This is a genomic window from Pseudomonas sp. Irchel s3f19 (genome assembly GCF_900187555.1).
Lineage (GTDB): Bacteria > Pseudomonadota > Gammaproteobacteria > Pseudomonadales > Pseudomonadaceae > Aquipseudomonas > Aquipseudomonas capeferrum.
This window is the reverse complement of the sequence record NZ_FYDW01000002.1, coordinates 748,910-767,121: the sequence shown is the minus strand read 5'-3', so window position 1 is coordinate 767,121 and position 18,212 is coordinate 748,910. Positions and strand designations below refer to the sequence as shown.

The window sequence follows — 18,212 nt, the reverse complement described above, 5'->3', positions numbered from 1 at the left end:
GGCAGCCCACTCAACCCTTGCCGTTAGCCAATTGTGCTGGTGCAAAATGGCAGGTGAAGGTGCTCCCATGCCCCGGCACACTGCTGATCTCCAACCGCCCGCGATGGCGCAACAGCACATGCTTGACGATCGCCAGGCCCAGCCCTGTGCCCCCGGTATTGGACGCCCGGCTGGAGTCGACCCGGTAAAACCGCTCGGTCAATCGCGGCAAATGCTTGGCATCGATACCAATGCCAGAATCCTGCACGCTCAGGTGTGCGCCGTGCGCATCGGCCCACCAGCGGATGCGAATGCTGCCCTCGTCCGGGGTGTACTTGACCGCGTTGAACACCAGGTTGGAGAACGCACTGCGCAGCTCGGCCTCGCTGCCCTTGAGGCACACGCCGGGTGTGGCCTCCAGGCTGATGCGCTGGTTGCGCGGCCCGGACAGCGCCTGGGCATCACCCTTGATCGACTGCAGCAGGGCTTCGACCGGCACTGGCAGGTTGTCGGAGGGGTAGTCGGTGGCTTCCAGCTTGGCCAGCAGCAACAGGTCGTTGAGCAGGGTCTGCATGCGCGAGCCTTGCTGGCTCATCTGCTGCAGGGCCCGGCGCCAGCGCGGGTTCACGTCCTCGACGTTGTCCAGCAGGGTTTCCAGGTAGCCGGTAATCACCGTAAGCGGTGTCCGCAGCTCGTGGGAAACGTTGGCGACGAAGTCCTTGCGCATCTGTTCAAGCTGGTGGATGCGGGTGACGTCGCGTACCAGCATCAGGTGCTCGTTGTTGCCGTAGCGAGTGATGTGCAGTTGCACGCGCATACGGTCATTGATCGGCGAGGGGATTTCCAGCGGCTCGACGTAATTTTCCGCTTCGAAGTACTCCTTGAAGCGCGGGTGGCGTACCAGGTTGGTCACCTGCTGGCCGCCGTCCTGCGGGGTCTTGAAGCCCAGCAGGGTTTCTGCGGCGCGGTTCCACCACTCCAGGTTGCCGTCGCTGTCGAGCATGATCACCGCATCGCGCAGCGCGGCAGTGGACTCCTGGACCCGGTCGATCACTGCCTGCAGGCGGCCGCGCACGCGTTGGTCGCGACGTTGCAGGTGATAGATGCTGTCGAACACTTCGCCCCACAGGCCGTAACCGTCGGGTGGCGCCTCGTCGGGTTGGTGGTTGCGCAGCCAGTCATGCAGGCGCAGCAGTTGCTTGAGGGTCCAACCCAGGTACAGCGCCAGGCCGATGGCCAGGCTCCAGCCGTAATAGCCGCTGACCAGCCCGCCGACCAGGCAGACAGTGATCAGCAGCAGCAGGTGGCGAATCAGGGTCGCGTGCCAGTTCTGGTTCAATTGACGGTCCTTGTACAACGACGTGCAGCCAGGCGTGCAGGCTTGTCAGCTCTTGGTCGAGAAGCGGTAGCCAGTGCCGCGGACGGTTTGTACCAGATTTTCGTAAGCTTCACCCAGCGCCTTGCGCAGGCGGCGGATGTGCACGTCGACGGTACGCTCCTCGACATAGACGTTGCCGCCCCAGACCTGGTCGAGCAGCTGGCCACGGGTGTAGGCGCGCTCCTGGTGGGTCATGAAGAACTGCAGCAGGCGGTATTCGGTGGGGCCCATCTCGGCGGGCTTGCCGTCGATGGTCACGCGGTGACTGATCGGGTCGAGCAGCAGGCCGCCCACTTCAATCGGTGCCTCGCTGTCGCTCGGGCCGGTGCGACGCAGCACGGCCTTCAGGCGGGCGACCAGTTCGCGCGGTGAGAACGGTTTGGTGATGTAGTCGTCGGCACCCACTTCCAGGCCCTGGATCTTGTTGTCCTCCTCACCCTTGGCAGTGAGCATGATGATCGGGATGTCCCCGGTCAGCTCGTCACGCTTCAGGCGGCGGGCCAGCTCGATACCCGAGGTGCCCGGCAGCATCCAGTCGAGCAGGATCAGGTCAGGCTTGCGGTCGACGATGATCGCGTGGGCCTGCTGGGAGTTTTCTGCTTCCAGGCAGTCGTAGCCGGCCATTTCCAATGCAACGGCGATCATCTCGCGAATAGGCGCTTCGTCGTCGACGATCAGAATGTTCCTGCCAACCATGCTCAAAACCTCTCCTGGAAAATCGTGTCTGGCCCGCATTAGATAACGGAATTATTGCAGCTGTGTGACAGGACATTGGCTGTTATGGCGACATTGCATGACTGGGCTAGGCTTCAAGGGGCCGCTGTGGCGGTTAGTCGAACTCTTTCCACCCCCGAATACATGGTGATTCCAATGACACGACACACGCTGAACTGGATGGCCCTTTTCGCTGCACTGGCGCTGCCGGGGGTAGCGTCGGCCCACCATCAGGCCAAGGAAATGAACGGCATGTTGGTCACGCCTAAAACAGAGATGACGCTGTATACCTTCGACAAAGATTCTGGCGGCAAGTCGATGTGCAATGGTGAGTGCGCGAAGAACTGGCCACCGTTGGCGGCCCAGGCAAACGAAAAGAATGAAGGCAAGTGGACGCAGATCAAGCGCGATGATGGTTCGATGCAGTGGGCCTATGACGGCAAGCCACTGTATACCTTCATCAAGGACAAGAAAGCCGGTGACATGACCGGTGATGGCGTGAAAGACGTCTGGCACGTCGCCAAGCCTTGAGGCACTTTGCATGACCCTGTGGAAGCGGTTAGACCCGCTCCCACAGGGTCTGTATTGACTGTCAGCGCAGCGCGTAGTCCAGGACAACGCCAATGAAGACCAGCAGCCCCGCCCAGTGATTGTGCAAAAACGCCTTGAAGCATGAATCCCGGTCCAGTTTGCGTGTCGACCAGAACTCCCAGGCAAAGCACACGGCAGCCGCCAGCAGCCCCAGGTGGAACCAGCCGCCCAGTTCGAAGCGGCTCCCCGCCAGCAGCAGGCAGCCCAACGACAGCAGCTGCAAGGTCAGGATGATCACCCGATCCGCTTCGCCGAACAGGATAGCCGTCGACTTCACACCGATCTTCAGGTCATCGTCGCGATCGACCATGGCGTAATAGGTGTCATAGCCCACGGTCCACAGCAGGTTGGCGATGTACAGCAGCCAGGCGCTGGCCGGCAGCTCGCCCCCGGCCGCCGTGAAGGCCATGGGGATGCCCCAGGAATACGCGGCGCCCAGCACCAACTGCGGGTAATAGGTGTAGCGCTTCATGAACGGGTAGCAGAACGCCAGGGCTACCGCCCCGAACGACAGCCAGATCGTGCGGCTGTTGGTGCACAGCACCAGCAGAAAACTTACCGCGACCAGGATCGCGAACAGCGCCAGCGCCTCGCGTGGCTTGACCCGGCCGCTGGCCAGGGGGCGGTCGGCGGTGCGTTTGACGTGGCCATCGACCTTGCGGTCGGCAAAGTCATTGATGCAGCAACCTGCGGCGCGCATCAGCACAACGCCAAGGCCGAAGATCAGCACGTTGGCCAGGGTCGGCGAACCTTGCCCGGCAATCCACACCGCCGACAGGGTAGGCCACAGCAGCAGGTAGATACCGATCGGGCGGTCCATGCGGCTTAGCTGGACAAAGTCCCAGGCGCGCGGGTGCCAGCGGTTGAGCGACTTGAGCAATTGCAGGTACATCAGCGGGTTTCCTCCTTGGCCGCTTGCCACAAGGCTGGCAGGAATACCTCGGCCACCAGCAGGTCCAGGCCGTCCCGTTCGAAACGTGAGCGGCGGCCCCAGAGCCCGTCGTGCGCGGCTTCGGCCGGCAACCAGGCCTGTGGATAACTGCACACCTGGATTGGGTGGCGAATGAATGCCTGATCACAGAACAGCAACTCGCCCAGCGAGCGGCTGCCCAGGGTCTCGAGGTCCAGGCCGCCGCGCTCCAGGGCGCTGCGGCTGGCCACGCTGCGGGCGAATACCCAGGGCTGGCCATGGCCGCGCAGGTAGACTTCGCGCACCCAGCCTTGTGCCCCGGGCGCAATGCCCAGCGCCTGGCACTCGTCATCGCGCAGGGTCTGCCAGCCTTCATGCAGCGGGGTCACGCAGAAATGCTCGCGGGACAGGTGGGTGAGGCGGCGAGTCAGCGAGCCCTCGTCGAACAGCCAGCCCAGGGTCGGCTGGTCGAGCTTGGTCGCCAGCTGTGAATACGCCAGCCACGCGACAGCGGCTGCTTGCGGGGATTCGTACGACACGTCGGTATGCTTGTTACAGCCAGAGAGGCGGCGAGCTTAGCATGTTGCCCCGACTGCTTGCATACTGCTGGCAGGGCCAGTAAAAAGCCCCCAAAGATTGCGCGATGGCCCTATGTGCGGCTTGCCCGCGAAAAGCCCATCAGCAGCGACACAACGCCTGAACCGAGGAACCGCGTACCCATGAAGAAGTGGCAATGTATTGTCTGTGGCCTGATCTACAACGAAGCCGAAGGCTGGCCGGATGACGGCATTGAGCCCGGTACCCGCTGGGAAGATGTGCCGCAGGACTGGCTGTGCCCCGACTGCGGCGTGGGCAAGAGCGACTTCGAAATGATCGAGATTGGCTGATCACAACCCTGTTTCAACTGAGGAAAGCACGACATGACGTCCCCTGTAGTCATCATCGGTACTGGCCTGGCCGGTTACAACCTGGCCCGTGAATTTCGCAAGCTCGATGGCGAGACGCCGCTGCTGTTGATTACCGCCGACGATGGTCGTTCCTACTCCAAACCCATGCTCTCCACGGGCTTCGCCAAGCTCAAGGATGCCGATGGGCTGTGCATGGCCGAGCCGGGTGCGATGGCCGAGCAGCTCAAGGCCGAAATCCGCACCCACACGCGCATCAGCGGTATCGACCCCGGGCACAAGCGCCTGTGGATCGGCGAAGAGGCTGTGGCCTATCGCGACCTGGTACTGGCCTGGGGGGCCCAGACCGTGCAGGTGCCGATCGAGGGCGATGCTGGCGGGCAGGTTTTCCCGATCAATGACCTGGAGGATTACGCACGCTTTCGCGCCGCCGCTGCCGGCAAACAGCGCGTGCTGGTGCTGGGGGCCGGGCTGATCGGCTGTGAGTTTGCCAATGACATGAGCCTGGGCGGGCTCAAGGTCGATGTGGTGGCCCCGTGCGAACAGGTCATGCCGACCCTGTTGCACCCAGCCGCCGCCGCCGCCGTGCAGGCCGGGCTCGAAGGGCTTGGCGTGCGCTTTCACCTGGGCCCGGTGCTGACGCGTCTGCAGCGTGTGGCTGAAGGCCTTGAAGCGCATTTGTCGGACGGCAGCGTGATCGCCTGTGACTTGGTGGTGTCGGCTATCGGCCTGCGCCCACGTACCGATCTGGCCGCTGCCGCCGGCCTCAAGATCAACCGCGGCGTGGCTGTGGACCGCCAGTTGCAAACCTCCCACGACAACATCTACGCCCTGGGTGACTGTGCCGAGGTCGATGGCATCAACCTGCTTTATGTCATGCCGCTGATGAGCTGTGCCCGGGCCTTGGCGCAGACCCTGGCGGGCAACCCCACGGCCGTCAGCTACGGCCCGATGCCGATCACCGTGAAGACCCCGGCGTGCCCGCTGGTTGTCTCGCCGCCACCGCAAGGGCGTGAAGGCAATTGGCAGGTGCAAGGGCAGGGCAGTGACCTCAAGGTGCTGTGCCACGATGCCGACGGCACGCTGCTGGGCTATGCCCTGACCGGTGCGGCCGTCATGGAGAAGCTGGCCCTGAATCGCCAGTTACCGCCTGTAATGGCCTAAATAGACGTCGTTCTGTCGGATTTACCCTGTTGTTGCCCACACAATGGCCGCCCAGATACTGGCGCGGCCTCGGTGGGCGTGCCATTCTCACTTCCGTCTGCCGCAGATTAGAGCCTGCGGTGCCTTGAGCGCTGCCCCCAGAGGCAGCACGGCATAACAACAAAAAATCCCGTCAAAGAGGCTTTACCATGCGCAAACCAGAACTCGCCGCTGTCATCGCCGATAAGGCCGATCTGACCAAGGAAAAGGCCAACGTGGTGCTGAATGCGATTCTCGACAGCATCACGGGTGCCCTGGACAAGGACACCGTAACCCTGGTCGGTTTCGGCACCTTTGAAAAACGTCACCGCGGCGCGCGTACCGGCAAGAACCCACAGACCGGCGAGCCGGTAAAGATCAAGGCCAGCAACACAGTAGCCTTCAAGCCTGGCAAAAACCTGCGCGACAGCGTCAACACGACTGCCAAGCCGGCCAAGAAAGTCAAATGATCCACACCTGACAACCCCCAGTGTCAGCCAAACGGGCGCCCTAGGGTGCCCGTTGTGCTTTGTGTGGGGATATGTTGCGAACTTGCGTAAATCGTTCGAGAAGAGGATAAACTGCGCGACTCAGTCATTTTTTATTCGAGGCGCGTTGATGAAGTTCCGCTTTCTTCTCTGGGCCATGGGGCTGTTGATGGCCAGGGCCAGCCGTAACAACCCGGCGTTCAAGCAGCAGCTCAAGGACAAGGACCTGGTTTTCCAGATGCAGACTCTGGACGGCAAAATCGCCCGGCACTTCATCGTCACTGACGAACGCATCAGCAGCAAAGGTGGCGTACACCCACAGCCGGCCTTCGCCATTGCCTTCAAGGATGCCGCTTACGGGTTCGCCACGCTGCAGGCGGGCAACAAGCAGCTGGCCTTCATGCAGGGGATTCAGGACAAGAACATCCAGATCAAAGGCAATCCGGCGCTGGTGATGTGGTTCCAGGGCTTGATGAAATACCTGAAGCCGAAGAAGAAGCGCTGAGGTCGCATGCCCTGTGTGGGCGGGTTAACCCGCCCACACAGGGCCAATATGCATCAATGCGGGGCGTGGAACTGCGAAGCCAGTTCGCGCAGCAAAGTCTCTGCCTCCAGCACCTTGTTCACCACATCCTCGGCCTTTTCCCGCGTTACCCCCAGCCGCTCCAGCAGCTCATCGGGTACTTCCTCCTGTGGCCCCGAGCCAATGCCGCGCGAACGCAGCAGGCGCGTCGCCAGGCATACCAGGTTGGGGAATGCCGCGTAGTCGCCGTCATAGGACGGGTCGTGCTGGAAGCGCAGCGCAGTCGAGAGCTCTTCGGGCATGTCCCACAGCTTCATCAGCCAGGCGCCGATCTGTTCACGGTTGATACCCAGCAGGTGTTGTTCCACGTAGGTGTGGCACAGGTGCGGGTTGACCTCCAAATGGCGGCAGATCAGCGAGAAGTGGGGCGGGAACACATGCGCCAGCAGCAGGTAGCCAAAGTTGTGCAGCAGCCCGGCCAGGTAGGTCAGGCCAGCTTCGGGGCGTTCTGCCCGCGGCATGGCGCGGGTCAGGCCCTCGATGATGGCTGCGGTGTAGATCGACTGTTGCCAGTACGGTGTGGCTTGCTGCGGGTGGTCTTTGGGCAGGCTCAGGGTCTTGCCCAGGGCTAGCCCAAGGGCCAGGTTGATCACCAGATCGAAGCCCAGCACGCGCACGATGGCGTCTTCCACCGAGCGGATCTTGCCGGGTGAGGCGTAGTAGGGCGATGCCGCCCAACTCACTACCTGGGCAGCCAGTGCCGGGTCGGTCTCGACCACGCCGGTAATGTCATCGATGCTGGCGTTGGGGTCTACGCGCAGCTTGATGATCTTCTGCGCGGTGTCGGCCAAGGGCGGGATTTCGATGGTTTCTTCAAGGCGCTTCTGGATGCGGCGTGCTGTGAAGGCCTGGACGGCCTGGCTGATCTCGTGAGGGTCGTCATGCGGCCGGTCGAGGTTAGGGCTGATGGCCTTGACCTCCTGGCCAAAGCTGCTGGCGCTGGCCTTGGTGAGCATGCGCTTGAAGTTCGCGCGGTCGATCTCCAGCAGCAGGCCGGCTTCACCGGACTGAATCAGCACGGTCTCGCAGTCGAGCAGGCTTTTTTCGTATTGGCACGGCGAGCTGGTCAGCGCCGGAATGCCCGGCAGGCGCTTGAGGTGGTGCTTGTCGAGCATCTGCTTGAGCCGTGGCACCGATACCGCCGTCAGCTTGCGACCGGTCAGCTCGCCCAGCCGATTGAGGTCAAGCAGCTGGCTCTGTGGGAACAACACCATCAGGGCGCCGATTTCGTCGTCGAGCAAGACCGCCTGCACCCGCGAGGCGGCGGGCAATTGCGCATGCTCGACCACTTCGCGGTAGGTGACGCCCACCTTATCGAGCAGCAGCCTGATGACAGAGGGGGCGTGTGGGGTTGCGGTGTCCAGGGCAACTTCAGTCATGGTCCGTATCCACTCGTTCTTTTAAACGCGAAGTATAACCAGTCCCGCCGCAAATCTGGATCCATTCTGGGACTGGCGTCACACTTGGCCATATTGCTGGCCATGGCGCAGCCAGCGGTCAAGCAGCGGGCTGACGTGGTCCGGCCAGCGCGCGATCAGGGCTTGGGCGGCATCACGCACGGCCGGCAGCAGGTCGGCATCGCGCATCAGGTCAGCGACCTTGAACTGTAGCAGACCGGTCTGGCGGGTCCCCAGCATCTCGCCAGGGCCGCGCAGTTCCAGGTCTTTTTCGGCGATGATGAAGCCATCGTTGGTTTCGCGCATGATCCCCAGGCGTTCGCGGCCGATCTGCGACAGCGGCGGGTGATACAGCAACACGCAATGGCTTGCAGCGCTGCCCCGGCCTACCCGGCCGCGTAGCTGGTGGAGCTGGGCCAGGCCCAGGCGCTCGGGGTTCTCGATGATCATCAGGCTGGCATTGGGCACGTCCACGCCCACCTCAATGACCGTGGTCGCGATCAGCAGCTGCAGCTCTGCGGCCTTGAACTGCGCCATGATCTCGGCCTTTTCCGCAGGCTTCATGCGCCCGTGAATAAGGCCGACCCGCAGCTCGCCCAGGGCGCTGCCAAGCTCCTCATAGGTGCTCTCGGCCGCCTGGCAGGTGAGTTCTTCGGATTCTTCGATCAAGGTGCACACCCAGTAGGCCTGGCGCCCTTCGGCACAGGCGGCGCGTACCCGCTCGACCACCTCGAAGCGGCGGCTGTCGGCCACCAGCACGGTGTTAACGGGGGTACGCCCGGGTGGCAACTCGTCGAGGACCGAGGTATCGAGGTCGGCGTAGGCGCTCATCGCCAAGGTCCGCGGGATCGGCGTGGCGGTCATGATCAGCTGGTGCGGGCAAAGCTCGCCGGCCACGCCTTTCTTGCGCAGGGCCAGGCGTTGCTGCACGCCGAATCGGTGCTGTTCATCGATGATCGCCAGGGCCAGGTGCTTGAATTTGACCTCTTCCTGAAACAGCGCATGGGTGCCCACCACCATCGGTGCGCCGTTGGCGATCTGCTCCAGTGAACTGGCGCGGGCCTTGCCTTTGAGCTTGCCAGCCAGCCATGCCACCTCGATGCCCAGCGGTTCGAGCCAGCGCTTGAAGGTGATGTAGTGCTGTTCGGCGAGGATCTCGGTGGGCGCCATCAACGCCACCTGGTAACCGGCCTCCAGCGCTTGCAGCGCCGCCAGTGCAGCGACCACCGTCTTGCCGGCACCGACATCGCCCTGTACCAGGCGCATCATCGGCTCGGCCTGGGCAAGGTCGTAGGCAATTTCGTTGGCCACACGCTGCTGGGCACCGGTCGGCTTGAAACCCAGGTTGGCCAGGTACTGCGCCGGCAACCGGCTGGCCTTGGGTAGCACGGGGGCACGCAGGCTGCGCAGGCTCTCGCGCAGCCGTTGCTGCGACAGCTGATGGGTCAGCAGTTCCTCGAAGGCCAGGCGGTGCTGAGCCCAATGCTGGCCTTCGGCAAGCTCGTCGAGGTCGGCATCGGCCGGCGGGTTGTGCAGATAACGGATGGCGTCGTCCAGCGGCGCCAGCTGGTAGTCCCGGGCCAGCTCATCGGGCAGCCAGTCTGGCAGGCTGCGCGGGCCAAGCATGCCCAGGCTTTGCTGGCAGAGCAGGCGCAGACGTTGCTGGGTAAGGCCTTCGGTGGTCGGGTAGATCGGCGTCAGGGTCTGTTCTACCGGGGGTGGAGGCTCGTCGCCGTTCAGCGCCCGGTACTCCGGGTGATAAATCTCCAGGCCAGAGGCGCCAGGGCGTGCTTCGCCATAGCAGCGCAGGTGCGTGCCGCGTTTCAGGCCTTCTTTCTGCGCGTTGCTGAAGTGATAGAAGCGCAGGCTCAGCACCCCGCTGCCATCACCCAGGCGCACCACCAGGCTGCGGCGCTTGCCCATGGTCACGTCAGCGCCACTGACCACCCCTTCGATGACCGCGTCCTGGCCTGGGCGCAGGGCGCCGATGGGCACCACGCGGGTGCGGTCCTGGTAGCGCAGCGGCAAGTGGAACAATAGGTCCTGCAGGTTCTCCAGGCCGACCTTGGCGAGTTTTTCCGCCATGGCATCGCCCACGCCCTTGAGCACCGTGACCGGGACCTTCGACAGCTCACTCATGACTCAGGCCGGCTGTTCCGCAGAGGGTTTGGCGACCGAGCAGAGGCGGATCGAGTCGGCGAGGATCTCGATTGCCTTGGGCCGCGGGAAGCTGGCACGCCAGGCAATGGCTACGGTACGGAACGGTGCCGGTGCAGTCAGTGGGCGCACTTCGATGACGCCCGGCGCGTAGTGGTGGCTGTGCACAGCCGAAAGCGGCAGGATCGAGACGCCAAGGCCCGAGGCAACCATGTGGCGAATGGTTTCCAGCGAGCTCGACTCCACCGTGGTGTGCCGGGCGCCTTCACCGCCCTTGTTCAGGGTCGGGCAGGCTTCCAGGACCTGGTCGCGGAAACAGTGGCCTTCGCCCAGCAGCAGCAGGCTCTTGTCGTTGAGCATAGCGGTATCGATGGTTTTTTTCGCCGTCCACGGGTGATCGGCGGGCATCAAGGCGCAGAATGGCTCATCGTACAGCGGCAGGGTCAGCACGTCGGCTTCGTTGAACGGCAGGGCGATGATCACCGCGTCCAGTTCGCCGTTGCGCAGCTTTTCGCGCAGTACGTGGGTGAAGTTCTCTTCGATGTACAGCGGCATCTGTGGTGCCACGCGGTGCAATTGCGGGATCAGGTGCGGGAAGAGATAAGGGCCGACGGTATAGATGGCACCGACCTTGAGCGGGGCGGTCAGCTGGTTCTTGCCGGCCTGGGCCAGCTCACGGATGCCCTGGGCCTGTTCCAGTACCTTCTGCGCCTGGGCAACGATGCTTTCACCGACCGGGGTCAGGCGAACCGCGCTCTTGCTGCGCTCGAAGATCAGCACGCCAAGCTCGTCCTCGAGCTTCTTCACACCGACCGACAGGGTCGGCTGGCTCACGTGGCAACGTTCGGCCGCGTGGCCGAAATGCTGTTCCTGGGCGAGTGTGACGATGTAGCGTAATTCTGTGAGGGTCATAACGTGCGTCCATGAAGTTGCGAGCCCAGCATAGCGGCTGCAATCGATAGACGCACGTTATCAGACTTGCCGATTTGTGACAGAAACAAAAGTCTCAGCGGCGGTCCAGCGAGTAGACGAACGGCGCCACGACTTCGATCGTGCCGTTGTTCAGCAACTCCGGTGGCGGCTTGGGTACCGTGCCGGCGCGACGGATCATCTCCAGCGTTGCGCGGTCCAGTGCTGCACTCCCCGAACCACCCGCCATGGCGTACGACACTACCTTGCCTTCGGCATCGACCACGAAACGCAGGCGGTTGATGCCCTGCAGGCCGCGACGACGCGCGTCTTCCGGATAGCGCTTGTACTTGGCCAGGTGGCGCAGCAGGTCACTCTGCCAGGTAGGCAGGGCGTTGCTGTTGGACGCGATGCTCGGTGCCGGTGCTGCGGACTTCTGGGGCGGCGTATTGCTTGGCGGTGCATCCACCACCTCCTCGGTCGGAGGTGCTTCCTTCGGCGGCTCAGGCTTTTTCTCAGGCTTGGGCGGCTGTGGCTTGGCCTTCGGCTTGGGCGGCTTGGCGATGGCGATCTTGGGTTTAGGCGCTTCCACCAGCTTGGGCAACGGCAGTTCTTCGACCGGTGCCGGCGGCTGTGGGGCGGCTTTGGGAGGAGGTGGTGGCGCAGGCTCCGGCAACGGTGCCAGCTCGACCATCATCGCTGCCGGCGGCAGCTCGATGGCCTGAGGCACCGACCAGTTGAGCGTGAGCAGCACAGCGACGGCATGGACACCCAGCACAAGTGCCAGGCTGCCGCTGTAACGCGCCAGATTGTGCCGCGTCTTCGTCATTTCTTGGCTGCCGTCTCGAGACCTACCAGACCGACTTTGAGGTAGCCGGCCGCGCGCATGTTGTTCATCACTTCCATCAGGTCACCGTAATCCACGCCCTTGTCGGCCTGGAAGAAGATGGTCGTTTCCTTGTCGCCCTTGGTCTTGGCGTCGAGCATCGCGCCAAGTTGCGCGGGTGCAGGTACCTGATCGTCGCCGACATACAGCTTCTGGTCGGCCTTGACGCTGACGAACACGGGTTTCTCGGGCCTCGGCGCCGGCTTGGCGGTCGAGGCTGGCAGGTCGACCTTGATGTCGACCGTTGCCAAGGGCGCCGCCACCATGAAGATGATCAGCAGTACCAACATGACGTCGATGAACGGCGTAACGTTGATTTCGTGGTTTTCGGCGAGGTCGTCGCCACCTTCGTTGAGATGCAGGCCCATGGCTTACCCCACTTTCACCATGTGCGGGGCGGCGCGCTCGCTGCCTTGGTGGTCCAGGTCACGGCTGACCAGCAGCAGCACCTGGGCAGAAGCGTCGGACACCTGAGCCTTGTAGCCGGCAATGGAGCGGGCGAAGACGTTGTAGATGACCACGGCCGGGATTGCCGCAACCAGGCCCAGGGCTGTTGCCAGCAGGGCTTCGGCGATGCCGGGGGCAACGACTGCCAGGTTGGTGGTCTGGGTCTTGGCGATGCCGATGAAGCTGTTCATGATGCCCCATACGGTGCCGAACAGACCGACGAAGGGTGCGGTGGAACCGATGGTCGCCAGTACGCCGGTGCCGCTGCTCATGTTGCGGCCGCTGGCGGCGACCAGGCGCTCCAGGCGAAAGGCAACGCGTTCCTTGATGCCTTCTTTTTCACGCGTGTTGGCCGACAGGCGCATTTCTTCGAGGGCATCGTGGACGAGGGTGTGGGCCAGGGTGCCTTCCTTGTTGGAGACCTCGCTGGCCTCCTTGAGGCTGGCGGACTTCTTCAGCTGTGCGATTTCGCCGCGCAGACGACGCTTGGCGCCCATCAGCTCGAAGCCTTTGGCGATCCAGATGGTCCAAGTGATGATCGAGGCGATGGCCAGGCCGATCATGACGATCTTCACCACGATGTCGGCGTTCTTGTACATGCCCCATGGCGACAGGTCGTGGGCCATGCCCAGGGTAGTATCCTCGACCAGTGCTTCGACGCCCGGGTCTACGGCGACCGGTGCATCGACCGGGGCTGCGGCAGGCGCGTCGGCAACGGGCGCCGAGCCATCAGCGGCCGGGGCCGGGGCGGCGGCGGGAGTAGCGGGGGCGGCAGCGGCAGCAGGTGTGCTGGCGTTGGCGGTTGGCTCATCGGCCATGGCCACTGGGGCCAGCACCAGGCTGAACATCAGCGCGGCGATGGCACGCCAGGCGCGCGACGGGGTTGGCGAAGCGGAGGGTTGAGTACGTGTCATGCTAGCCGGACCTGATGAAGAAAAAGAGTGAACGTTCTCCAAGGCCTCGAGAGCGGCCGAGAACAGATAGGGGCGCCATTATTGCAAGTAATTCTTGTTAACAAAAGTAATCTCGTTGCTTTTTTCGCCTATCGTCTAGCCGCCCATCGTGTAGCGTGGCTGGTTTGATCCACTGGTCTAGGGAGTTTTGAGATGTTGGACCTGTCCGTAATGGTCGTAGGTTGTGGTGATGTAGGTGGCCGGCTTGCCCGGCAATTGCTTGCCCGTGGCTGGCAGGTGAGCGGCTTGCGCCGCTCGATCGCGCAACTGCCCGAGGGCGTTGTGCCGGTGGCTGCCGACCTGTCCGATGCGGCCATCCCCGCAGCGTGGCCGCAGCGTGCGCCGGATTATCTGGTGTATTGCGTGGCGGCCAGCCAGCACGATGAGGCGGGGTATCAGGCCGCCTATGTCGACGGCCTGCGCCATGTGCTGGCATGGCTAGCAGCGCGTGGGCAGCACCCGCGACGGCTGTTGTTCGTGTCCAGCAGCAGCGTGTTTGCGCAACAAGAGGGTGAGTGGATCGATGAGACGGCGGCCACTGAGCCTGAAGGGTACTCCGGGCGCGTAATGCTTGAAGCCGAGCGCCTGGCGCTGGCCAGTGGTATCCCGGCAAGCGTGGTGCGTTTGACCGGTATCTACGGGCCGGGCCGTGAGTGGCTGTTGAGCCAGGTACGCCAGGGGTATCGTGTGGCCGAGCAGCCGCCGCTGTATGGCAACCGCATCCATGCCGAGGATGCAGCCAGCCTGCTGGCCTTCCTGCTGCAGGCGGATGCCGACGGCGTGGCGCTGGACGATTGCTATATAGGTGTCGATGACGACCCGGCGCCGCTGGCCGATGTGGTGGCCTGGTTGCGCGGGTACATGGGGGTTACCGAGTGGTCGGATGAGCAGCGTGTGCGCCGTACCGGCAGCAAGCGCTGCAGCAATGCCCGCGTGCGGGCATTGGGCTGGGTGCCGGCATATCCGAGCTACAAGGAAGGGTATGCGGCCATTCTGCAAGGGAAAGCCTGACGGCCTGGGGCCGCTTCGCGGCCCTTTCCGACCGGTCCGCGGCCGGCAGGGCCGCGAATGGCTTCAGTTCTTCTCAAGCACCCACTGACGAGAACCGGCTGCCAATGCAGGCATCTCGTCCGGCTGTGCACGGTTCACCGCCTGGAAAATCTCCAGCTTGTCGCCATCACGCTTGAGAATGAACGGCGCACCACGTTGCTTGCGCTCCAGCCACAGGCTGTCGTTGCTGCCACCCATGGTCGCGCAATCGCCCGCCAGGCACAGGGCGAAACGGTCCGGGCCGGGCAGGCCGGTCACGCCGCCGTTATCGGCGAAACGCACCACGCTACCTTGGCCCTGGCCTTCGACGATCTTCCAGTCGCCGCCCAGGTAAGCCTGATAAAGCGCCTTCTCGAAGCTGCCACCCAGGGGCGCATTGCCCGGCTGCTTGGCGCGCACGAAGGTCTGCTTGGCACCGGATTGGTCAGTGGTTTTCAGCTCGTCACCATCCAGCTCAAGCTGCTCGGTCTGCCCGCCCTGGAAGCTGGCCTGCCACTGCTTTTCAGTGGCGCTCAGCTGGCCATCGGCGGCCTCAAAACCATTGCTGAAGCTGGCCTGCTGGTCGGCAATATCGAGTTTCCACTCGAACACCGGGCCATGCTCATTCAGGGCCTGACGCAGGCTGCCACCCTTGACGGCGGCTTTGATGGCATCCTGGTTGATCCAGGTGCCGTTGAAGTCTTCGGGTTTATGACTGGCGCAACCGCTCAAAAGCAGGGCTGCCAGCGCGAGGGGCAGTGCTTGACGCATGGTGGGTAACCTTGGGGGAGAGAGCGTGACGGGCAGAGCGCCCGTCACCGGGGGCATCACTCGATGACCAGGATCGCGTCCATCTCGACCTGCGAGCCTTTCGGCAGCGCGGCAACGCCAATCGCGGCGCGGGCTGGGTAAGGCTGTTCGAAGTAGCGGCCCATCACCTCGTTGACCTTGGCGAAGTGGCTCAGGTCGGTGAGGAAGATGTTCAGCTTGACGATGTCCTTGAACGAACCGCCAGCGGCTTCAGCCACGGCCTTGAGGTTCTCGAAGACCTGAACGGTCTGGGCTTCGAAGCCTTCGACCAGTTCCATGGTTTTTGGGTCCAGCGGGATCTGGCCCGACATGTAGACGGTGTTGCCGGCCTTGATCGCTTGCGAGTAGGTACCGATAGCGGCGGGGGCTTTGTCGCTGGTAATGACGGACTTGCTCATGATGACTCCTTGCGGTTGGCGGACTACGTACGCATGCGGGTGATGCGGACCACACCGGTCAAGGTACGCAGCTTCTTGATCACACGCGCCAGGTGCACGCGGTCGTGCACGCTGACCACCAGTTGGACCACGCTGATACGGCCGTCGCGTTCGTCCATGCTGATCTTCTCGATATTGCCGTCGGCGGCATTGACGCTGCTGGCCAGCAGGGCGATCAGGCCGCGTTGGTGCTCCAGCTCGACGCGCAGCTCGACGTTGAATTCGCCCGCGATGTCCTTGGCCCAGGAAAGCTGCACGCACTTCTCCGGGTTGTGGCGAATTTCACTGATGTTGCGGCAGTTCTCCAGGTGCACGACCATGCCTTTGCCCGCCGACAGGTGGCCGACAATCGGGTCACCAGGGATCGGCGTGCAGCACTTGGCGTAGCTGAGTACCAGGCCTTCGGTGCCGCGAATCGCCAGCGGGCCTTCCGGCGCCGGCAGTTGCTCGCCTTCGGCCGACAGCAGGCGGCGGGCGACTACATAGGCCATGCGGTTGCCCAGGCCGATGTCTTCGAGCAGGTCTTCGATCAGCTCCAGGCGGTATTCGGCGAGAATCGCCTGAATGCGCTCCTGGGGGATTTTTTCGAGGCTGCTGTCGAAACCGGTCAGTACCTTGTTCAGCAAGCGCTCGCCGAGGCTGATGGACTCGGAGCGGCGCTGTTGCTTGAGCGCGTGGCGGATGTGCGTGCGCGCCTTGCCGGTGACCACGAAGTTGAGCCAGGCCGGGTTCGGCCGGGCGCCCGGCGCGCTGACGATTTCTACCGTCGAGCCGCTCTGCAGGGGCTCCGACAGTGGCGCCAGGCGGCGGTTGATGCGGCAGGCGATGCAACTGTTGCCAACGTCGGTGTGTACCGCGTAGGCAAAGTCGACGGCCGTGGAGCCTTTGGGCAGCTCCATGATGCGGCCTTTTGGCGTGAACACGTAGACCTCGTCCGGGAACAGGTCGATCTTCACGCTCTCGATGAATTCCAGCGAGTTGCCCGCACGCTGCTGCAGCTCGAGGATACCCTTGACCCACTGACGGGCACGGGCGTGGCTGCCTTTGGGCTGTTCGTCGTCGTTGGACTTGTACAGCCAGTGCGCGGCGATGCCGTTGTTGGCCATCTCTTCCATCTCGCGGGTGCGGATCTGGATTTCGATGGGCACGCCATGCATGCCGAACAGCGTGGTGTGCAACGACTGATAGCCGTTCGCCTTGGGGATCGCGATGTAGTCCTTGAAGCGACCGGGCAGCGGTTTGTACAGGTTGTGCACGGCGCCGAGCACGCGGTAGCAGGTGTCGACCTTGTCGACGATGATGCGGAAGGCGTACACGTCCATGATCTCGTTGAAGGCGCGGCGCTTGCCGCGCATCTTCTTGTAGATGCCATAAAGGTGTTTTTGCCGGCCGCTGACCTCGCCCTCGATACCGTCAGCGGCCAGGCAGTTGGCCAGCGACTGTTCGATCTTGGCGACGATCTCTTTGCGGTTGCCGCGGGCGCTCTTGACCGCCCGGTGGATCAGCGACGAGCGCATCGGGTGCATGGCCTTGAAGCCGAGGTCTTCGAATTCGACGCGCACGGTGTGCATGCCCAGCCGGTTGGCGATGGGCGCGTAGATTTCGAGGGTTTCCTTGGCGATGCGTCGGCGTTTTTCGCCAGACAGCACTTCCAGCGTGCGCATGTTGTGCAGGCGGTCGGCCAGCTTGACCAGGATCACGCGGATATCGCGGGCCATGGCCATGGCCATCTTCTGGAAGTTCTCGGCCTGCGCCTCGGCTTTGGTCTCGAAGTTCATCTGGGTCAGCTTGCTGACCCCATCGACCAGCTCGGCGACCGTCTCGCCAAACTGCTGGCTGAGGGCTTCCTTGGCGATGCCGGTGTCTTCGATCACATCGTGCAGCATGGCCGCCATCAGGCTCTGATGGTCCATGTGCATGTCGGCGAGGATGCTGGCCACGGCCAGCGGGTGGGTCACGTAGGGCTCGCCGCTGCGGCGGCGCTGCCCATCGTGGGCCTGTTCGGCGTAGAAATAGGCGCGACGAACCAGGTTGACCTGTTCGGGGCCCAGGTAGGTCGACAGCCGTTCGGCTAAGGCTTCTATACCCGGCATGGGTTCACCTCTTGCAGAGGAAGAGGGCCTTGTGCCGCGCGACGTCGACCTGGCATCAATCAGACAGCCTCGTTGGACTCGTCCTCGAACGCGGCGAAGACCGGATCCTCGGTGACGATCTCTTCAGCGGCGATGAACTCGTTGGTGACGATGCCTTCGGCGATTTCACGCAGGGCAACAACGGTCGGCTTGTCGTTTTCCCACGCTACGCGTGGCTCTTTGCCGCCGGTCGCCAGCTGACGGGCGCGCTTGGTCGAGAGCATGACCAGCTCAAAACGGTTATCCACGTGTTCCAGGCAGTCTTCAACAGTTACGCGGGCCATGGTCTTCCTCAGTAGCAAATGCGGTAGGCGTGCAGCCCAAT

General features: G+C 63.3%; 20 protein-coding genes. 6 read left to right on the top strand and 14 right to left on the bottom strand.

Annotated features, from left to right (window positions below):
• Nucleotides 1-10 precede the first annotated feature (10 nt).
• Both phoR and phoB read right to left on the bottom strand, forming a co-directional pair.
• Nucleotides 11-1,318, bottom strand: coding sequence for a phosphate regulon sensor histidine kinase PhoR (gene phoR / locus CKW22_RS07375; RefSeq protein WP_033702354.1), 1,308 nt, complete (start codon nt 1,316-1,318; stop codon nt 11-13).
• 45 nt (nt 1,319-1,363) lie between these two features.
• Nucleotides 1,364-2,053: a phosphate regulon transcriptional regulator PhoB gene (gene phoB, locus CKW22_RS07370; protein WP_003253341.1), complete on the bottom strand. Its 690-nt coding sequence runs from the start codon at nt 2,051-2,053 to the stop codon at nt 1,364-1,366.
• A 174-nt stretch (nt 2,054-2,227) separates the two neighbouring features.
• Between phoB and CKW22_RS07365 the strand changes: the two genes are divergently transcribed.
• Entirely contained in the window at nt 2,228-2,602 is a 375-nt protein-coding gene (locus tag CKW22_RS07365) for a hypothetical protein (RefSeq protein WP_033702352.1), read from the top strand.
• Between the two features lie 61 nt (nt 2,603-2,663).
• On the opposite strand, the gene ubiA is transcribed toward CKW22_RS07365, so the two are convergent.
• On the bottom strand, nt 2,664-3,554 hold the full coding sequence (gene ubiA, locus CKW22_RS07360) for a 4-hydroxybenzoate octaprenyltransferase (protein ID WP_095063937.1): 891 nt from the start codon (nt 3,552-3,554) through the stop codon (nt 2,664-2,666).
• On the bottom strand, nt 3,554-4,111 hold the full coding sequence (locus tag CKW22_RS07355; protein ID WP_033702348.1) for a chorismate lyase: 558 nt from the start codon (nt 4,109-4,111) through the stop codon (nt 3,554-3,556). The genes ubiA and CKW22_RS07355 overlap by 1 nt, the downstream gene beginning before the upstream one ends.
• Before the next feature lie 180 nt (nt 4,112-4,291).
• Here CKW22_RS07355 and CKW22_RS07350 point away from each other — a divergent pair, with 180 nt between their 5' ends.
• The 4 genes from CKW22_RS07350 to CKW22_RS07335 all read left to right on the top strand — a co-directional run bounded on the left by CKW22_RS07350 (nt 4,292) and on the right by CKW22_RS07335 (nt 6,652).
• A complete protein-coding gene (locus CKW22_RS07350; protein WP_033702346.1) occupies nt 4,292-4,459 on the top strand; it encodes a rubredoxin in 168 nt (55 codons plus the stop codon).
• Nucleotides 4,460-4,492: 33 nt separating this feature from the next.
• Nucleotides 4,493-5,641, top strand: coding sequence for an NAD(P)/FAD-dependent oxidoreductase (locus CKW22_RS07345; RefSeq protein ID WP_033702344.1), 1,149 nt, complete (start codon nt 4,493-4,495; stop codon nt 5,639-5,641).
• Nucleotides 5,642-5,829: 188 nt separating this feature from the next.
• Nucleotides 5,830-6,129, top strand: a complete 300-nt coding sequence (locus tag CKW22_RS07340) for an HU family DNA-binding protein (protein ID WP_033702342.1) — start codon at nt 5,830-5,832, stop codon at nt 6,127-6,129.
• Between the two features lie 148 nt (nt 6,130-6,277).
• Nucleotides 6,278-6,652 (top strand): helicase, encoded by a 375-nt coding sequence (locus tag CKW22_RS07335; protein WP_047582543.1) that lies wholly within the window; start codon nt 6,278-6,280, stop codon nt 6,650-6,652.
• A gap of 53 nt (nt 6,653-6,705) precedes the next feature.
• Here the strand turns inward: CKW22_RS07335 and CKW22_RS07330 are convergent, their stop codons facing one another.
• The 6 genes from CKW22_RS07330 to exbB form a co-directional block, all read right to left on the bottom strand.
• Complete coding sequence (locus CKW22_RS07330; protein WP_033702339.1) at nt 6,706-8,109, bottom strand: aminoacyl-tRNA deacylase and HDOD domain-containing protein; 1,404 nt, start codon at nt 8,107-8,109, stop codon at nt 6,706-6,708.
• 78 nt (nt 8,110-8,187) lie between these two features.
• Nucleotides 8,188-10,266, bottom strand: coding sequence for an ATP-dependent DNA helicase RecG (gene recG, locus CKW22_RS07325; RefSeq protein WP_033702337.1), 2,079 nt, complete (start codon nt 10,264-10,266; stop codon nt 8,188-8,190).
• A 3-nt stretch (nt 10,267-10,269) separates the two neighbouring features.
• A complete protein-coding gene (locus CKW22_RS07320; RefSeq protein WP_033702334.1) occupies nt 10,270-11,196 on the bottom strand; it encodes a hydrogen peroxide-inducible genes activator in 927 nt (308 codons plus the stop codon).
• A gap of 94 nt (nt 11,197-11,290) precedes the next feature.
• Entirely contained in the window at nt 11,291-12,022 is a 732-nt protein-coding gene (locus tag CKW22_RS07315; RefSeq protein ID WP_033702333.1) for an energy transducer TonB, read from the bottom strand.
• Entirely contained in the window at nt 12,019-12,447 is a 429-nt protein-coding gene (gene exbD / locus CKW22_RS07310; RefSeq protein ID WP_033702331.1) for a TonB system transport protein ExbD, read from the bottom strand. Before exbD ends, CKW22_RS07315 begins: the two co-directional genes overlap by 4 nt.
• A 3-nt stretch (nt 12,448-12,450) precedes the next feature.
• The gene (exbB, locus tag CKW22_RS07305; RefSeq protein WP_033702329.1) at nt 12,451-13,440 is read right to left on the bottom strand and encodes a tonB-system energizer ExbB; all 990 of its coding nucleotides are present in this window, start codon (nt 13,438-13,440) and stop codon (nt 12,451-12,453) included.
• 192 nt (nt 13,441-13,632) lie between these two features.
• On the opposite strand from exbB, the gene CKW22_RS07300 reads away from it, so the two are divergent.
• Nucleotides 13,633-14,490: an SDR family oxidoreductase gene (locus tag CKW22_RS07300; protein WP_047582545.1), complete on the top strand. Its 858-nt coding sequence runs from the start codon at nt 13,633-13,635 to the stop codon at nt 14,488-14,490.
• Between the two features lie 63 nt (nt 14,491-14,553).
• Here the strand turns inward: CKW22_RS07300 and CKW22_RS07295 are convergent, their stop codons facing one another.
• From CKW22_RS07295 to rpoZ, 4 genes are read right to left on the bottom strand one after another with little or no spacing between them, the layout of a single operon-like run.
• A complete protein-coding gene (locus CKW22_RS07295; protein WP_033702323.1) occupies nt 14,554-15,279 on the bottom strand; it encodes a hypothetical protein in 726 nt (241 codons plus the stop codon).
• Between the two features lie 56 nt (nt 15,280-15,335).
• Entirely contained in the window at nt 15,336-15,716 is a 381-nt protein-coding gene (locus CKW22_RS07290; protein WP_033702322.1) for a RidA family protein, read from the bottom strand.
• 23 nt (nt 15,717-15,739) lie between these two features.
• On the bottom strand, nt 15,740-17,848 hold the full coding sequence (gene spoT, locus CKW22_RS07285; RefSeq protein WP_033702320.1) for a bifunctional GTP diphosphokinase/guanosine-3',5'-bis pyrophosphate 3'-pyrophosphohydrolase: 2,109 nt from the start codon (nt 17,846-17,848) through the stop codon (nt 15,740-15,742).
• A gap of 59 nt (nt 17,849-17,907) precedes the next feature.
• Nucleotides 17,908-18,171 (bottom strand): DNA-directed RNA polymerase subunit omega, encoded by a 264-nt coding sequence (gene rpoZ / locus CKW22_RS07280; protein WP_012312123.1) that lies wholly within the window; start codon nt 18,169-18,171, stop codon nt 17,908-17,910.
• Between the last annotated feature and the right edge of the window lie 41 nt (nt 18,172-18,212).

Bases quoted from the DNA above. Each gene is read 5' to 3' on its own strand.
- rpoZ (WP_012312123.1), bottom strand. From the start codon at position 18,171: ATGGCCCGCGTAACTGTTGAAGACTGCCTGGAACACGTGGATAACCGT.
- CKW22_RS07295 (WP_033702323.1), bottom strand. From the start codon at position 15,279: ATGCGTCAAGCACTGCCCCTCGCGCTGGCAGCCCTGCTTTTGAGCGGT.
- exbD (WP_033702331.1), bottom strand. From the start codon at position 12,447: ATGGGCCTGCATCTCAACGAAGGTGGCGACGACCTCGCCGAAAACCAC.
- phoB (WP_003253341.1), bottom strand. From the start codon at position 2,053: ATGGTTGGCAGGAACATTCTGATCGTCGACGACGAAGCGCCTATTCGC.
- CKW22_RS07350 (WP_033702346.1), top strand. From the start codon at position 4,292: ATGAAGAAGTGGCAATGTATTGTCTGTGGCCTGATCTACAACGAAGCC.
- spoT (WP_033702320.1), bottom strand. From the start codon at position 17,848: ATGCCGGGTATAGAAGCCTTAGCCGAACGGCTGTCGACCTACCTGGGC.
- exbB (WP_033702329.1), bottom strand. From the start codon at position 13,440: ATGACACGTACTCAACCCTCCGCTTCGCCAACCCCGTCGCGCGCCTGG.
- recG (WP_033702337.1), bottom strand. From the start codon at position 10,266: ATGAGTGAGCTGTCGAAGGTCCCGGTCACGGTGCTCAAGGGCGTGGGC.
- CKW22_RS07290 (WP_033702322.1), bottom strand. From the start codon at position 15,716: ATGAGCAAGTCCGTCATTACCAGCGACAAAGCCCCCGCCGCTATCGGT.
- ubiA (WP_095063937.1), bottom strand. From the start codon at position 3,554: ATGTACCTGCAATTGCTCAAGTCGCTCAACCGCTGGCACCCGCGCGCC.
- CKW22_RS07300 (WP_047582545.1), top strand. From the start codon at position 13,633: ATGTTGGACCTGTCCGTAATGGTCGTAGGTTGTGGTGATGTAGGTGGC.
- CKW22_RS07320 (WP_033702334.1), bottom strand. From the start codon at position 11,196: ATGACCCTCACAGAATTACGCTACATCGTCACACTCGCCCAGGAACAG.
- CKW22_RS07340 (WP_033702342.1), top strand. From the start codon at position 5,830: ATGCGCAAACCAGAACTCGCCGCTGTCATCGCCGATAAGGCCGATCTG.
- CKW22_RS07365 (WP_033702352.1), top strand. From the start codon at position 2,228: ATGACACGACACACGCTGAACTGGATGGCCCTTTTCGCTGCACTGGCG.
- CKW22_RS07335 (WP_047582543.1), top strand. From the start codon at position 6,278: ATGAAGTTCCGCTTTCTTCTCTGGGCCATGGGGCTGTTGATGGCCAGG.
- CKW22_RS07345 (WP_033702344.1), top strand. From the start codon at position 4,493: ATGACGTCCCCTGTAGTCATCATCGGTACTGGCCTGGCCGGTTACAAC.
- CKW22_RS07330 (WP_033702339.1), bottom strand. From the start codon at position 8,109: ATGACTGAAGTTGCCCTGGACACCGCAACCCCACACGCCCCCTCTGTC.
- CKW22_RS07315 (WP_033702333.1), bottom strand. From the start codon at position 12,022: ATGACGAAGACGCGGCACAATCTGGCGCGTTACAGCGGCAGCCTGGCA.